The 13,763-nt window shown below is 75.3% G+C and carries 16 protein-coding genes; 9 read left to right on the top strand and 7 right to left on the bottom strand.

What is annotated here, in order from left to right:
* The first annotated feature begins 5 nt into the window (after positions 1-5).
* From lepB to ABUL08_RS16540, 4 genes are read left to right on the top strand one after another with little or no spacing between them, the layout of a single operon-like run.
* Positions 6-638, top strand: coding sequence for a signal peptidase I (gene lepB / locus ABUL08_RS16555; protein WP_350930813.1), 633 nt, complete (start codon positions 6-8; stop codon positions 636-638).
* A 46-nt stretch (positions 639-684) separates the two neighbouring features.
* Positions 685-1,173 carry an NUDIX hydrolase gene (locus ABUL08_RS16550; RefSeq protein ID WP_350930812.1) on the top strand — a complete coding sequence of 163 codons (489 nt, stop codon included), beginning with the start codon at positions 685-687 and terminating at the stop codon, positions 1,171-1,173.
* Positions 1,167-1,979: a ribonuclease HII gene (locus tag ABUL08_RS16545; protein ID WP_350930811.1), complete on the top strand. Its 813-nt coding sequence runs from the start codon at positions 1,167-1,169 to the stop codon at positions 1,977-1,979. Before ABUL08_RS16550 ends, ABUL08_RS16545 begins: the two co-directional genes overlap by 7 nt.
* On the top strand, positions 1,976-2,299 hold the full coding sequence (locus tag ABUL08_RS16540; protein WP_007075222.1) for a DUF2469 domain-containing protein: 324 nt from the start codon (positions 1,976-1,978) through the stop codon (positions 2,297-2,299). Before ABUL08_RS16545 ends, ABUL08_RS16540 begins: the two co-directional genes overlap by 4 nt.
* A gap of 52 nt (positions 2,300-2,351) precedes the next feature.
* Here the strand turns inward: ABUL08_RS16540 and ABUL08_RS16535 are convergent, their stop codons facing one another.
* Positions 2,352-3,458 carry a sulfite oxidase gene (locus tag ABUL08_RS16535; protein ID WP_350930810.1) on the bottom strand — a complete coding sequence of 369 codons (1,107 nt, stop codon included), beginning with the start codon at positions 3,456-3,458 and terminating at the stop codon, positions 2,352-2,354.
* Positions 3,455-4,108, bottom strand: coding sequence for a class I SAM-dependent methyltransferase (locus tag ABUL08_RS16530; RefSeq protein WP_350930809.1), 654 nt, complete (start codon positions 4,106-4,108; stop codon positions 3,455-3,457). The genes ABUL08_RS16535 and ABUL08_RS16530 overlap by 4 nt, the downstream gene beginning before the upstream one ends.
* 144 nt (positions 4,109-4,252) lie before the next feature.
* Here ABUL08_RS16530 and ABUL08_RS16525 point away from each other — a divergent pair, with 144 nt between their 5' ends.
* On the top strand, positions 4,253-4,927 hold the full coding sequence (locus ABUL08_RS16525) for a M23 family metallopeptidase (protein WP_350938672.1): 675 nt from the start codon (positions 4,253-4,255) through the stop codon (positions 4,925-4,927).
* Here the strand turns inward: ABUL08_RS16525 and ABUL08_RS16520 are convergent.
* Positions 4,861-6,042 carry an aminotransferase class V-fold PLP-dependent enzyme gene (locus ABUL08_RS16520; protein ID WP_350930808.1) on the bottom strand — a complete coding sequence of 394 codons (1,182 nt, stop codon included), beginning with the start codon at positions 6,040-6,042 and terminating at the stop codon, positions 4,861-4,863. The genes ABUL08_RS16525 and ABUL08_RS16520 overlap by 67 nt on opposite strands.
* 376 nt (positions 6,043-6,418) lie before the next feature.
* Entirely contained in the window at positions 6,419-7,357 is a 939-nt protein-coding gene (locus ABUL08_RS16515) for a tyrosine recombinase XerC (RefSeq protein ID WP_350938670.1), read from the bottom strand.
* A 445-nt stretch (positions 7,358-7,802) separates the two neighbouring features.
* Here ABUL08_RS16515 and ABUL08_RS16510 point away from each other — a divergent pair, with 445 nt between their 5' ends.
* On the top strand, positions 7,803-8,144 hold the full coding sequence (locus tag ABUL08_RS16510) for a hypothetical protein (RefSeq protein WP_350930807.1): 342 nt from the start codon (positions 7,803-7,805) through the stop codon (positions 8,142-8,144).
* A 44-nt stretch (positions 8,145-8,188) separates the two neighbouring features.
* Here the strand turns inward: ABUL08_RS16510 and ABUL08_RS16505 are convergent, their stop codons facing one another.
* From ABUL08_RS16505 to ABUL08_RS16495, 3 genes are read right to left on the bottom strand one after another with little or no spacing between them, the layout of a single operon-like run.
* Complete coding sequence (locus ABUL08_RS16505) at positions 8,189-9,397, bottom strand: DNA-processing protein DprA (RefSeq protein ID WP_350930806.1); 1,209 nt, start codon at positions 9,395-9,397, stop codon at positions 8,189-8,191.
* On the bottom strand, positions 9,394-10,914 hold the full coding sequence (locus ABUL08_RS16500; protein WP_350930805.1) for a YifB family Mg chelatase-like AAA ATPase: 1,521 nt from the start codon (positions 10,912-10,914) through the stop codon (positions 9,394-9,396). The genes ABUL08_RS16505 and ABUL08_RS16500 overlap by 4 nt, the downstream gene beginning before the upstream one ends.
* Position 10,915: 1 nt before the next feature.
* Positions 10,916-11,275, bottom strand: coding sequence for a YraN family protein (locus tag ABUL08_RS16495; protein WP_350930804.1), 360 nt, complete (start codon positions 11,273-11,275; stop codon positions 10,916-10,918).
* Between ABUL08_RS16495 and ABUL08_RS16490 the strand changes: the two genes are divergently transcribed.
* From ABUL08_RS16490 to rpsB, 3 genes are all read left to right on the top strand, one after another.
* Complete coding sequence (locus ABUL08_RS16490; RefSeq protein WP_350930803.1) at positions 11,274-11,444, top strand: hypothetical protein; 171 nt, start codon at positions 11,274-11,276, stop codon at positions 11,442-11,444. The two genes, ABUL08_RS16495 and ABUL08_RS16490, sit on opposite strands and share 2 nt — an antisense overlap.
* Positions 11,445-11,500: 56 nt before the next feature.
* Positions 11,501-12,511, top strand: coding sequence for a hypothetical protein (locus tag ABUL08_RS16485; RefSeq protein WP_377521751.1), 1,011 nt, complete (start codon positions 11,501-11,503; stop codon positions 12,509-12,511).
* 263 nt (positions 12,512-12,774) lie between these two features.
* A complete protein-coding gene (gene rpsB / locus ABUL08_RS16480) occupies positions 12,775-13,653 on the top strand; it encodes a 30S ribosomal protein S2 (protein WP_350930801.1) in 879 nt (292 codons plus the stop codon).
* Positions 13,654-13,763: the final 110 nt, after the last annotated feature.

The raw sequence follows: 13,763 nt of genomic DNA, 5'->3' as shown, positions 1-13,763 counted from the left end.
CTCCCGTGATTGACGAGCAGACCGAAAAGCCCCGCAGTTCCTTCTGGAAGGAGCTGCCCATCCTCCTGGGTGTGGCGATCCTGGTCGCAGTGCTGGTGCGTGCCTTCGTGCTGCAGACCTTCTTCATCCCCTCCCCGTCGATGGAGAACACCCTCAAGATCGACGATCGGGTGCTGGTCAACAAGTTGGTCTACGACTTCCGGTCGCCGCACCGCGGCGAGGTCATCGTCTTCAAGGCGCCCACCGAGTGGAGCGGCAACCCCGACGGCGAGGACTTCATCAAGCGGGTGATCGGCGTCGCCGGCGACCACGTGGTCTGCTGTGACCGCTCCGGGCCGCAGGAGCGGCTCGTGATCAACGGCAAGCCGATCGACGAGCCGTTCATCTATCCGGGGAACCGCCCGGCCGACCAGGATTTCGACATCACGGTGCCGGCGGGCCGGCTCTGGGTGATGGGTGACCACCGGGAGGCCTCCGGCGACTCGCTGGAGCACTGGCAGCAGTCCGGCCAGGACATCACCGAGGCCACCATTCCCACCGACCGGGTGGTCGGCCGCGCCTTCACGGTCTTCTGGCCGGTCGGCCGGGCCACCTGGCTGACCGTGCCGAAGGGCTTCGACGGCATCCCCAACCCCTGACCGGAGGGCGTGGGCGTTCGTCACAGGCGTCTGGCAGGCTTGGGCGGTGACCGTCTACACCCCTCGACGCGCCGCCCGGGTGCTGCTCGTCGACGCCGACGACCGGGTGCTGCTCTTCGCGGGCACCGACCCGGCCCGGCCGGACCACGGCTACTGGTTCACCCCCGGGGGCGGGCTCGACCCGGGGGAGAGCCCGGCCGACGGCGCGGCCCGCGAGCTGGCCGAGGAGACCGGTCTCCGACTCACCCCGGCCGAGCTGGGCGCGCCGGTCTGGTCCGAGACGACCGAGTTCCCGTTCGACGGCGTCTGGTACCGGCAGGAGCAGGAGTACTTCCTGGTCCGGGTGCCGACCTGGGAGGTGGACACCGCGGGCTTCAACGAGATCGAGCGGGCCAGCGTCTCCGGGCACCGCTGGTGGCCCCTGACCGAGCTGGCCGGCACCGACGAGCGGTACTACCCGACGGACCTGCCGGCGCTGCTCGACCGGGTGCTCGCCGCCGACCGTCCGGCCGCTGCCGGGGGTACGCCGTGCTGACGCCGCCGCGCACCGTGGTGCGCCGCGACGGTGGCCTCTACGCCCTGGAACGCGCCCTGCAACGGCGGGGCTTCCGGCACGTGGCGGGCGCGGACGAGGCCGGGCGGGGTGCCTGCGCGGGTCCCCTGGTGGCCGCCGCGGCGGTGCTGCCGGAGGGGCGACGGGGCGAAATCGACGGGCTGGCCGACTCCAAGCTGCTCACCCCGGCCAGCCGGGAGCGGATCTACGCGGAGGTCGTGGAGCGGGCGCTGGCGTACGCGGTGGTGGTGATTCCCGCCGAGGAGGTGGACGCGCGGGGGCTGCACGTGTGCAACCTGGCCGCGATGCGGCGGGCACTCGCCTCGCTGACCACCCGCCCGGAGTACGTGCTGACCGACGGCTTCGGCGTCGACGGGCTGGACGTGCCGGGGCTGGCGGTCTGGAAGGGCGACCGGGTGGCGGCCTGCGTCGCGGCGGCCAGCGTGCTGGCCAAGGTCACCCGGGACCGGATGATGGTGGAGCTGGACGGGCGGTATCCCGGCTACGGGTTCGCCGAGCACAAGGGTTACATCACGCCGGAGCACACGGCGGCGCTGCGGGAGCACGGGCCGTGCCGGGAGCATCGCTTCTCGTACGTCAACGTGGCGACGATCTCCGGCCGGGACGGGCGGCCGCCCCGGTCCCGCCGTCCGGTCGGCGACAGCGCGGACGAGCCGATGGAGCGCTCCGGCGCGCCAGGGGGTACCGTCGGCGTGGCGTTGGGCGAGCAGCCTCGACCTCCGGCACCGGTGGGGGAAGATGTGGTCATGGAAGGCGGAGTGCGATGAGCGCGGAAGATCTCGAGAAGTACGAGACCGAGATGGAGCTGCAGCTCTACCGGGAGTACCGCGACATTGTCCGCCAGTTCTCCTACGTGGTGGAGACCGAGCGCCGCTTCTACCTGGCCAACCAGGTCGACCTGCACGTGCGTAACTCGGACGGCGAGGTCTACTTCGAGGTCGAGATGCACGACGCCTGGGTGTGGGACATGTACCGTCCGGCCCGTTTCGTCAAGAACGTCCGGGTGATGACGTTCAAGGATGTGAATGTCGAGGAGCTCGAAAAGCCCGACATCTCCCTTCCCGCAGACTCCGGATTCGGCGGCTGACCCAGCCCTCTCGGGCGGGACGACCGACGGACGTCCCGCCACCGGCGGCCGGTCACTCCGCCGGCACCACCACCTCGACCCGCTGCACCAGGTTGTTGGCGAAGCCGCCCCGGTTCCACGGCTGCTCGACCGGCTGGCTCCGCCCCGAGGCGTCGGTCGCCCGCGCGCCCAGCACGTAGCGCCCCGGCACCGGGTGCCAGTCGTACCGCCACCGCCGCCAGGCCCACGGGCCCCCGGTCGGCTCGTCCAGCTCGGCGGGCGCCCAGGTCGTACCGCCGTCGACGGTCACCTCCACCGCCGTGACCGGCGCGTGCCCGGACCAGGCCCGACCGTCCACCGTGCACGGCCCGGGCCGCAGCACGCGGGTCCGGGACATGAAGTCCGGGAAGCCCGGCGGCCGGACCAGCGCCCGCGGCTCGATCCGGGTCACCGGCGTCCCCGGGTCGTCGGCGTCCCGCCGCAGCCGGTAGGCGACCGCGTTCTGGTAGCCGTGGAACGGCTCGGTCGACACCCGGATGTTCCGCAGCCACTTCACGTGCGCCATGCCGTACCAGCCGGGCACGATCAGCCGCAGCGGGGCCCCGTGCTGCGGCAGCAGCGGGGCGCCGTTCATCTCGTACGCCAGCAGCACCTCCTCGCGGAGCGCGTCCGCGATCGGCAGCGCCCGCTGGTAGTCCTGCTCGACCCCGCGTTCCACGCCGTGGTCGACGCCGGTGAACACCACGTCCATCGCCTCGGCGTCCAGCCCCGCCTCGCGCAGCAGTGGCGCGAGCGGGGTGCCGGTCCACTCCGCGTTGCCGACCGCCTCGACCAGCCACGGCTGGCTGACCGGGCGCGGGTGCAGCAGCGCCCGCCCGTTGCCGGCGCACTCCAGGGTGACCCGGTGGGTGACCCGGGGCCGCTCCCGCAGGGCGGCCAGGTCCAGGGTGAGCGGCCGGTCCACCGCCCCGTCCACGGTCAACGCGTGCGCGGCCGGGTCGACGTCCGGGATGTCGTAGTGGATGAGCAGGTAGTGCAGGCCCGCCGGGGTCACGTCGTAGCGCAGCGCCTCCAGCGGGATGCCGTGGTTGCGCGCGGCGAGCTGCAGTTCCTCGACGCTGATCGCCTCGTCCGGTCCGGCGATCCGGGACGGCCGGCTGACATCGTCCACAGTGGTCACTTCTGCTCCTCCGGGCGTTCCTGGTCGACGAACTCGAACATCCTCACCCCGACCGGCAGCGGTCGGGGCGGGCCGGTGAACCGGTGCACCCCGACGCCGACCCCGTCGGCCGGGCTGCTCACCGCCACCGGGGTGAAGCCCTCCTCGGCGAACCAGTCGCAGATCGTCGGCACCAGGTCGGGCTCGCGCCGGTGCCGGGTCCAGAAGACGGTGCCGCCGGTCGCGCAGAGGGACGCGCAGTGCCGGACCGTCGCCCGGATGTCCGCCTCGGTGATGTTGCCGAACACCCCGCACACCAGGACCAGGTCCGCCGGGGACAGCTCGACGTAGTGGTCGGTCCGGGCGGCGTCGCCGGCCACCACCTCCACGGCGGTGAGACCGGCCCGCCCGGCCGCAGCCCGGGCCACCTCGACGTTGCGCGGATCCCACTCGACGAGGCGGGCGGTGACGTCGGCGCGACGCGGGTGGGCGGCGAGCACCGGGATCAGGTCCCGGCCCTGGCCGGCGCAGAGACTGATCACCCGCAGCGGGCCCGGTGGTGCCTGGTCCAGCGCCTCGCCGAGGCGTTGCCGCAGCTCGGTGAGGCGGCGGGACAGCGGGGAGCCCGGACGGTCGTAGTCGTCGTGCCAGGCGTACCAGTCCCGAGTCACCGGGCCAGCATAGGTCCTCCCCGTCCCGCCCTTAACAGATCAACCGGCCGCCCGGGGGTTCTCCACAGCGCGACCGCTGTCCACAGTCGGCGGTGATCGCGCTCGCCCCGGGAGCGGGGCCCGGGAAGGCTGCGGGGCGTGTGGATGCTGTCCCGGCCGGCGGTCGCGGCCCAACTCGTACTCCTGTCGGTGCTGTCGGCGTCGGCCCCGCCGGTTGCCCGGGCGGGGAAACGGTCCGTCGTCGGTGCGTTCTCCGGGCGTGCCGCGCCGGACCCGGCGAGGCCCGGTTCCCGGCCGGACGGGCCGGCGGCGTCCGCGTCGCCGACACCGCGCGCCGGGGTGTTCGGCTGGCCGGTGGCGGGGCCGGTGATGCGGCCGTTCGACCCGCCGCCGCAGCCCTGGCTGCCCGGCCACCGCGGCGTCGACCTCGCCGCCCCGACCGGCACGTCGATCCGCTCCGCCGGTCCGGGCGTGGTGCTCTTCGCCGGCCTGGTCGCCGGGCGTCCGGTCGTCACCGTCGGGCACGCCGACGGCCTCCGCACCACCTACGAGCCGGTCCGTCCCACCGTGCGGGCGGGGGACCGGGTGGTCGCCGGCACACCGCTCGGGGCCCTCCTCGCCGGCCACGCCGGCTGCCCGGCGGCGGCCTGCCTGCACTGGGGGCTGCGCCGGGACCGCGACTACCTGGACCCGCTGGCGCTGCTCGGCCTCGGCCCGGTCCGGCTGCTGCCGGTCGACGGGGTGCCCGCCGGTCAGCCCTGGGCGAGTAGCGCGGGGAGCCGGACGGCGAGCCGGTCGTACTCGTCCGGCGTGTTGTAGACCTGACCGCAGAGGCGCAGCCAGCCCCGGCCGTTCCAGGTCGTCACCGCCACCTCGGCGGCGAGCCGCTCGGCGATCCGGGCCCGCAACGCCCGCGCCGCGTCCATCGTGGTCGCCAACCCGGCCGGAAGCGGCACCAGGCGCATGGCGACCGTCGGTCCGCCGGGCTCCGGCAGGTCGGCCGGCGCCACCCCGAGCGCGTCCCCGACCACCCGCTGGGCGTACGCGGCGAGCGCGGCGTTGTGGGCGCGCACCCGGTCGACGCCGAGGCTGCGCAGGGTGAACACGCCCACCGGGGCGGCCAGCCACGACGTGTAGTCCAGGGTCCCCTGCGACTCCACCCGACCCGGGAAGCCCGCCTCCTGCTCCCACGAGACGGCCAGCGGCTCGATCCGTTCCCGCCACTGCTCGGCGACCACCAGCGCGGCGGTTCCGCGCGGCGCGTACGCCCACTTGTGCAGGTTGCCCACCCAGAAGTCGGCGCCGATGGAGGCCACCGTGGTCGGCAGCATGCCCGGCGCGTGCGCCGCGTCGACCAGGACGGGCACCCCGTGCTCCCGGGCCACACCCACGATCGCAGCGGTGGGGAAGAGTCGGGCGGTGGCCGAGGTGAGCTGATCGACGACCAGCAGCTTGGTCCGTCCGGGACGCAGCCCGTCCCGCACGATCTGCACGACCTCCTCGTCACCGGCGGCCAGCGGCACCGACAGCGTCCGGGACACCGCACCCGTTCGGCGGCACTCCCGCTCGACGGCGAAGCCGACCGCACCGTAACCGTGGTCGGTGGTCAGCACCTCGTCGCCGGGACGCAGGCCGACCGACTGGAGCACCACCGCCACGCCCGCGGTGGTGTTGCCCACCAGGGCGGTCCCGTCCGGGTCCGCGCCGAGGAACGCGGCCAGGTGCCGGCGGGTGTGGGTGATCCGGTCCACCAGGCCCTGGGTGAAGAAGCGCAGCGGGTTCGCCTCCATCTCGTCGCGCAGCCGCTGCTGGGCCCGTTGCACCCCGATCGGCGCCGCGCCGAAGGCACCGTGGTTGAGGTAATTGACCGACGGGTCGAGCGAGAAGAGCAGCCGAGCCCCGGGGATCGGCTCGGGCGGCTGCGGGACCGTCATCCGTCGATCCTAGCCCGCCGACGATCATCAACTCGGGCTTCGCGGCGGCTTCGCCGGCCCTGGAGCCGGTGGCCGCACACCCACACCGGCCCGGACCGCATCACCGTGGACCGCGTCGGCGGGCCGTCGACGCGCTGCCGGTCGGGCGTGGACCGGCGTGGACCGCATCACCCTGGACCGCACCGGCGGGCTGTTGGCGCGCTGCCGGTCGGGCGCGGACCGGCGTGGACCGCATCACCCTGGACCGCATCGGCGGGCCGTCGGCGCGCTGCCGGTCGCGCTCGGACCAGCCGGGACCGGATCGGCCGCGACCGGATCGGCCGGGACCGGATCGGCCGGGACCGGATCGGCCGGGACCGGATCGGCCGGGACCGGGTCAGGCGCGGGGGTGCGCCTGTTGGTATGCGGCCCGCAGCCGCTCCACCGAGACGTGGGTGTAGATCTGTGTGCTCGCCAGCGACGAGTGCCCGAGCAGCTCCTGCACCGCGCGCAGGTCCGCGCCGCCCTCCAGCAGGTGGGTGGCCGCCGAGTGGCGCAGCCCGTGCGGGCTGGTCCGGGGCAGCCCGGCGGCGTCGGCGTACCCGGCGACGATCCGGCGCGCGGTGGTCGGGTGGAGACGCCCGCCCCGGGCCCCGAGCAGCAGCGCGGCACCCGAGGCGGGACCGGTCAGGGCGGGCCGGCCGTCACGCAGCCAGGCGTCGAGCGCGCGCTGCGCCGGCACCCCGTACGGGACGGCGCGTTCCCGGCCGCCCTTGCCGAACACCCGGACCACCCGACGCCCGTCGTCCACGTCGGCCAGGTCGAGACCACACGCCTCGCTGATCCGCACCCCGGTGCCGTAGAGCAGTTCCAGCAGCGCCCGGTCCCGCAGCAGCACCGCTTCCGGCTCGCCCGAGGAGGGCTCCGCCGGCCGCTCGGACACCTCGTCCGCGGGCCTCCCCGCGCCGGCTGCCTCGACCAGGGCGGCGGCCTGCTCCGCGCGGAGCACGGCGGGCAGCTCGCGGTGCGCCCGTGGGCTGGCCAACGGGGCGGCCACGTCGGCGGGGAGCACGCCGTGCCGGTGCGCCCAGGCGCTGAACGTGCGCGCCGAGGCGGCCCGGCGGGCCAGCGTGGTGCGGGCCGCGCCCAGGGTCCGTTGCTTGGCCAGCCAGCTGCGCAGCACCGACAGGTCGAGCTGCTCCGGCGCGGCGCAGCCCATCCGCACGGCGTGGTCGAGCAGCGAGACCAGGTCGGTGACGTACGCCCGGACGGTGTGGGCGGAACGGTTGCGGACCCGGGAGAGATGGTCCGCGAAGTCGTCCACGGCCTCGCGCATCGCCGGGGGGAGGGCCGCGTGGGCCGCCCGGGTGCCGCCGTGCTCCCGGGTCACCACGGGACACGTCCACAGCCGACGGCGTCGTCGCGATCGGGACACGGCGGGGGCGTCGTCGCCGCGGCGTCGTGGTCGGCCCGCCCCGTCGGCGGGAAAGGCACCCGGAGTGCGGTCACCGGCCCAGCGTAAGGGCACGTCGGCACCGGGGCAGCCCGTCGGGCCGCCGGTGTCCGTGCCGGCGGCGACGGCGGTCGTTCGGGGCTGGCCGACGATGCCGGGACGGGAGAAAATGGACGGGTGGAGGGGATGATCGCGGCGCGGGCGTGACGAGGCGCGGGCCGCTGCCGCTTCCCGTACAGGGGTGCTGCCGGGGGACGGCCGAGGCGGCGCGCGTGGTGGACGGGCGTCGGGCCGGGTGCGGCGACGCCGACGGGAGAGGGGACCGACGGTGGGTGTGGATGTGGTCCGCTACCGGCTGGTCCGGGCCGGTCCGAGCCGACGCCGCGCGTCGTACGTGACGGCCGAGGTGGTGGCCGATCCCGACGACGTGCTGTGGGAGCTGTTGAAGCGGGTGCGAGGCGGAGGTCGTACGCCGCTGCTGGACCGGGTCGATCCGCTCGGTGAGCTGGTGGTGGGCGCCGACGCGGTGTCGCAGCTGCTGGCCGACCTGCGCTGCCTGGCCGAGGTGGCCGAGGCGCCCGCCGAGCGGGACCAGGTCCGCCGGCTGGCGCTGCTGGCCCGCCGCTGCCTGCACGACCCGGACGTGGAGATCCGCTTCGAGGGCGACTGACCCGGTCGCCCCGATGGTCGTCCCGGTCGCCGTGCGACCGGCGCTCACCCGGTGCCGCCCGCCGTGGTGCCGGTGGTCCGCCTGGCCGGGGTCGGGGCGAGCGCGTAGCCGTCGTCACGGCGTACCACCAGGGTCAGCTCCTCCAGCAGGGACAGTTTGCGCATCGCCGTGCGGACGTCCACCCCGGCCCGCGCGGCGAGGACGTCCAGCCCCAGCGCGCCCCGGCGGGGCAGCGCCTCCAGCACCAGGGCCGCCTCGTCGTCGAGCCGGTCGCGCGGGCGCTCCGGGGTGCGCGCGACCGGGGCCAGGTCGTACCCGATCCGCCCCACCTCCTCCAGCACGTGCGCGACCCCGGTGACCAGCCGGGCCCGGGGCTGCTCGCGCAGCAGTTCGTGCGCGCCGACCGACATCGCCGAGGTCACCGGTCCCGGCACCACCATCGCGGTACGACCGACGGCGATCGTCCGGTTCAGGGTCTGGGTGGCACCGCTGCGGGCCGCCGCCTCCACCAGCACCGTGCCCCGGGTGCCGGCGGAGATCACCCGGTTGCGGATCAGGAAACGGGGGCGCAACGGCTCCGCACCCGGCATCCACTCGCTCACCAGCAGGCCGGTCTCGACGATCCGGTCGAAGAGCGCCGTGTTGCCCATCGGGTAGGGGCGGTCGACGCCGCAGGCCAGCACGGCGACGGTCAGCCCACCGGCGGTGAGTGCGCCCCGGTGCGCGGCGGAGTCGATGCCGAAGGCGCCACCGGAGACCACCGTCCAGTCCCGGTCGGCCAGCCCGTAGCCCAGCTCGGTGGCGACGTGCGTCCCGTACGCGGTGGCGGCCCGGGCGCCGACCACGGCCACCGACCGGTCGAGCGCCTCCGCCAGCGGCCACGCCCCGCGTACCCAGAAACAGAGCGGCGGGGCGGTCTCCAGGTCGACCCGGCGGCTGGCCCCCGGCAGCGCCAACCGGCGCAGGTCCGCGACCGGGGCGGGCCACTCGTCGTCCTCCGGTGTCACGATCCGGGCCCCCAGCCGCGCGGTACGCGCCACCGCCTGTTCCGCCACCGCCCGGGCGTCACCGGCGGCCGTCCGGGCCGCCACGGTCGCCCGCAGCCGCTCCTCCGGCGCCCCGCCGTCGAGGAGCAGTTCCAGCGCGGCCACCGGGCCGAGCCGGTCGACCAGCCGGTGCACCGACCAGGTGCCCGGCTCGGTGAGCCAGGTCAACGCCACCCGCGCCAGCAGGCGGGCCTCGGGGGTGCTCACGTGCCTTCTCCTGTCCTCAGGTGGATGGCCTCCGCGACGTCGCCGCCGTCGGGGCGGTCCCGCCCGTCGAGGTCGGCGATGGTCCAGGCCATTCGGATGATCCGGTCGAATCCGCGGGCGGAGAGCGACCCGGAGTCGAGCCGCCCGCGCAGCTCCCGGGTGTCCCGCCCGGGCAGGCGCCACGGTGCGCGGCGCAGGTGGGGGCCGGGGATCTCCGCGTTCAGCCGGTGGCCGGTGCCCGCCCAGCGGGTGGCGGCGGCCTGCCGCGCGCCGGCCACCCGGGCGGCCACGGTGGCGGACGATTCGCCCGCGTCGCCGGCCGCGAGCAGCTCCGCCGCGCGGACCGGGGGCAGCCGCACCTGGACGTCGACCCGGTCCAGCAGCGGCCCGGAGAGCCGGCCGAGGTAGCGCCGCCGGGCCAGCGGGCTGCACTCGCAGTACGCGTCCCCGGCGGGCTTGGCGCAGGGACAGGGGTTGGCGGCCAGCACCAGCTGCGTCCGGGCCGGGTATTCCGTGCCGCCGCCGGCCCGGTGGAGCTGGATCCGACCGTTCTCCAGCGGCTGCCGCAGCGCCTCCAGCGCCGCCTTGCTGAACTCGGGCGCCTCGTCGAGGAAGAGCACCCCGCGGTGGGCCAGCGACACCGCCCCGGGGCGGGCCAGCCCGGACCCGCCACCGACGAGCGAGGGCACCGTCGCGGTGTGGTGCGGCGCCTGGAACGGGGGCCGGCGCAGCAGTCGGCCGCCCGCGGGGAGCAGCCCGGCGACGGAGTGCAGCGCGGAGACCTCCAGGGCGGCCTCGTCGTCCAGCTCGGGCAGGATCGAGGGGAGCCGTTCGGCGAGCATGGTCTTGCCCGCGCCGGGGGGCCCGAGCAGCGCCAGGTGGTGCCCGCCCGCGGCGGCCACCTCCAGGGCCCGGCGGCCGAGCTGCTGCCCGGCCACCTCGTCCAGGTCGGGGCCGCCGGGAACGTCGGTCGGCCCGGCGGTCGCCGGCTCGATCAGCGGCGTGCCGTCGCGGACGAAGGCGACGAGCCGGTGCAGGGTGTCCACGGAGCGCACCCGGACCCCCGGGATGACGGCGGCCTCGGCCGCGTTGTCGACCGGTACGACGACCCGGCCGAAGCCGGCCCGGGCGGCCGCCGCGACCATCGGCAGGACGCCACGGACCGGTCGGACGGTCCCGTCGAGGCCCAGCTCGCCGAGGACCACCGTCCGCTCCAGGGGCAGCAACGGCAGCTCGCCGGAGCCGCCCAGCACCGCCGCCGCGATGGCGAGGTCGAACGCCGAGCCGTACTTGGGGAGGGTGGCCGGGAGCAGGTTGAGGGTGATCCGCCGGTTCGGCCACTTCTCGCCGGAGTTCACGATGGCGGCGCGGACCCGGTCGCGGGCCTCGTGCAGCGCGGTGTCGGGCAGCCCCGAGATGACCACCGCGGGCAGCCCCGGCGCCAGGTCGGCCTCCACCTCCACCACGTGCCCGGTCACCCCGACCAGTCCCACGCAGAGCACCTTGGCGTAGCTCATCTCAGAACGCGCCTTTGAGGTGTTCCACCTGGGCCGCGCCCGCGCCGGCGACGCGGACCGCCAGGACGTCGAAGCGCACCTCGTCGGCGGTGGTGCCGGTCTCCGCCAGCCATCGGGCCGCCAGGCCGCGCAGCCGGCGCGCCTTCGCCGGCACCACCGCCTCCGCCGGGGTGCCGAAGTCACCGGTACGCCGGGTCTTCACCTCGCAGAAGGCCAGCACCTCGCCGTCGAAGGCGATGATGTCGATCTCGCCGTCGGGGCAGCGCCAGTTCCGGGCGACCGGGCGCAGTCCCGCCTCGATCAGGTGCCGCAGGGCGCACCGCTCGCCGTACGCGCCGACGGCCTGGTTCCGCTTCGTCATGGCGGTCAGGGTGCGGGCCGGACGGGTCGGCGGGCCGCCCCGGGACGGCGACCTGTGGATGACGGACCGGCCTGTGGACGACCGGACGATCATGCCGTCGCTGTGCTATGCGACCGACGTCGTCGTCACTCGACGTGTGCCCGCGATGACCCTCCTCGTGCCGGAATGACCGGGCTCCTCGTCACCCACCGGGGCGGATGGCGCGCGTGGAGCCGGTCGCATACCGTGCCGGTCGTGGACGGACGACGGAGCTTTCCCGACGATCAGCAGGGGTCGCGCTGGAGCGACCGGGGCTACACCGAGGCGGACTGGCGCAACACGGACGATCCCCGCCACCGCGACGACGACTTCCGCGTCCCGGAGCAGCGCGGCGGTGCCGACGAGGGCCGGTACGCCGACGCCCCGCCCCGGTACGCCGACACCGGGCGCTTCGGCGCGGCCGACCCGCTCGGTGACGTACGCCAGGACCCCGACGGTTACCGCGGCCGTTCCCGCCGGGGTGAGCCGGACCCCTCCGAGGTCTCCGGTGAGCTGCCCGGCGAGCGCGGTGGCCGCCGGGCGGCCCGCGAGACCGTCGACCCGCTCGGCGTCGGCCTGCGGGACACCGCCGACCCGCTCGGCACGGACCGGACATCCGACGCACTGCGGCCGGCTCCGCTCGGCGGTTACCCGATCGTCGAGCCGTCCCGCCCGGACGGGGCGGCCCACGCTGCTGCGGCGCCGTTGACCGTCGGTGACCGGCCGTCCGGCCCGACGCCCCTGGTCGTCGGCGAACGGCCGACCGGCCCAGCCCCGTCCGGTCCCACCGCGTTCGGTGCGGGTGAGCCGCCGTCCGGCCCGTCGACGATGACCGGCGTGCCGCACCCGCTGGAGATGCCGACCGGTCCGATGCCGGCCGTCCTGCCCCGCCCGGACGGGCCGCCGCCCGGGGACGGGGTCTACCGGACCCGCCGGCCGGCGCTGGCCGTGCTGCTGGCGGCGCTGGTGCTGGTCTTCGAGGTCCCCGCGCTGCGGGTGCTGCTGCACGGCCTGGTCGGCGACCCGGTGTCGGCCTCGCACGTGGTGGTCGGCACCTTCCTGGTGGCGGGCCTGCCGATCTTCGCGGCCGGCCTGTACGGGCTGCGGACCGGCGGGTTGGCCCTCGCGGACGGCTCGCGGGGCTGGCTCCGGCCGCCGACGGCGTACCTCACCGTCGGGCTGGTGCTCTTCGTCGCGGCGGCCCTCGCGGTCGGCTGAGCCCGCCGTCGGGGAGCGGCGGCAGGGGGCGGCGGCCCCTGCGCGAACCCGGGGGCCGGGTGGCCGAGGGGGCGCGTACACTGGTCAACTGGCGACCGCCCTCGTGCGGTCGACCTCGCGCGCCCTCTCCACGGTTCGTCGTGGGGCGGCGGCCTCCCTGGTCCCGATCCTGTTTCGGTGCCCACCACGGCCGACGACCAGGCGCCAGGACGCCCGGCCACCGGCCGGGCGTGACAACCAGGGATCTTGAGGAGTACCCCACCATGGCCGTCGTGACCATGCGTCAGCTGCTGGAGAGCGGTGTCCACTTCGGGCACCAGACCCGGCGCTGGAACCCGAAGATGAAGCGCTTCATCATGACGGAGCGCAACGGCATCTACATCATCGACCTGCGCCAGACCCTCGACTACATCGAGAAGGCGTACGACTTCGTGCGGGGCACCGTCGCCGAGGGTGGCAGCATCCTCTTCGTCGGCACCAAGAAGCAGGCCCAGGAGGCCATCGCCGAGCAGGCGACCCGGGTCGGTCAGCCGTTCGTCAACCACCGCTGGCTCGGCGGCATGCTGACCAACTTCCAGACGGTGTACAAGCGCCTTCAGCGGATGAAGGAGCTGGAGGCCCTGGGTGACCTGAGCGGCACCGCCGCCGGTTACACCAAGAAGGAGACCCTGCAGCTCTCCCGCGAGAAGATCAAGCTGACCAAGACCCTCGGTGGTCTGCGGGACATGCAGAAGCTCCCGGCCGCGGTGTGGATCGTCGACACCAAGAAGGAGCACATCGCCGTCGACGAGGCCCGCAAGCTGGGCATCCCGGTGATCGCGGTGCTCGACACCAACTGCGACCCGGACGAGGTCGACTTCCCGATCCCGGGCAACGACGACGCGATCCGGTCGGCCGAGCTGCTGACCAAGGTCGTGGCCGCCGCCGTCGCCGACGGTCTGATCGCCCGCTCCGGCCGTCGTCGCGGTGGCGACGAGAAGCCCGAGCCGGGTGTTGGCGCCGACGAGCCGTTGGCCGAGTGGGAGCGCGAGCTGCTGGAGCAGCCGAAGAAGGCGGACGAGGAGCCGGCGCAGGCCGCCGAGCAGCCCGCCCAGCCGACCGAGCAGCCCGCCGAGCAGCCGGCGACCGCCGCCGCGGAGTGACCGCACCGTCGCGCCCCCGCCGTCCGTCGTCACGGACGGCGGGGCGCGGCGGGTACGCCGGGCACGTCCGGCCCGGATCCGGGTAGACCGGCACGCAGACCATCCCACCG

Origin of the sequence: Micromonospora sp. CCTCC AA 2012012 (assembly GCF_040499845.1) — a bacterium.
Taxonomy (GTDB): Bacteria; Actinomycetota; Actinomycetes; order Mycobacteriales; family Micromonosporaceae; genus Micromonospora; species Micromonospora mangrovi.
This window is presented reverse-complemented; position numbering and strand designations above follow the sequence as displayed.

What these genes read in the sequence shown, in the direction of transcription:
- ABUL08_RS16540 (WP_007075222.1), top strand. Translation starts at nt 1,976, where the DNA reads ATGAGCGCGGAAGATCTCGAGAAGTACGAGACCGAGATGGAGCTGCAG.
- ABUL08_RS16525 (WP_350938672.1), top strand. Translation starts at nt 4,253, where the DNA reads ATGCTGTCCCGGCCGGCGGTCGCGGCCCAACTCGTACTCCTGTCGGTG.
- ABUL08_RS16520 (WP_350930808.1), bottom strand. Translation starts at nt 6,042, where the DNA reads ATGACGGTCCCGCAGCCGCCCGAGCCGATCCCCGGGGCTCGGCTGCTC.
- ABUL08_RS16515 (WP_350938670.1), bottom strand. Translation starts at nt 7,357, where the DNA reads ATGCGCGAGGCCGTGGACGACTTCGCGGACCATCTCTCCCGGGTCCGC.
- ABUL08_RS16500 (WP_350930805.1), bottom strand. Translation starts at nt 10,914, where the DNA reads ATGAGCTACGCCAAGGTGCTCTGCGTGGGACTGGTCGGGGTGACCGGG.
- ABUL08_RS16490 (WP_350930803.1), top strand. Translation starts at nt 11,274, where the DNA reads ATGGCGGTCAGGGTGCGGGCCGGACGGGTCGGCGGGCCGCCCCGGGAC.
- ABUL08_RS16495 (WP_350930804.1), bottom strand. Translation starts at nt 11,275, where the DNA reads ATGACGAAGCGGAACCAGGCCGTCGGCGCGTACGGCGAGCGGTGCGCC.
- rpsB (WP_350930801.1), top strand. Translation starts at nt 12,775, where the DNA reads ATGGCCGTCGTGACCATGCGTCAGCTGCTGGAGAGCGGTGTCCACTTC.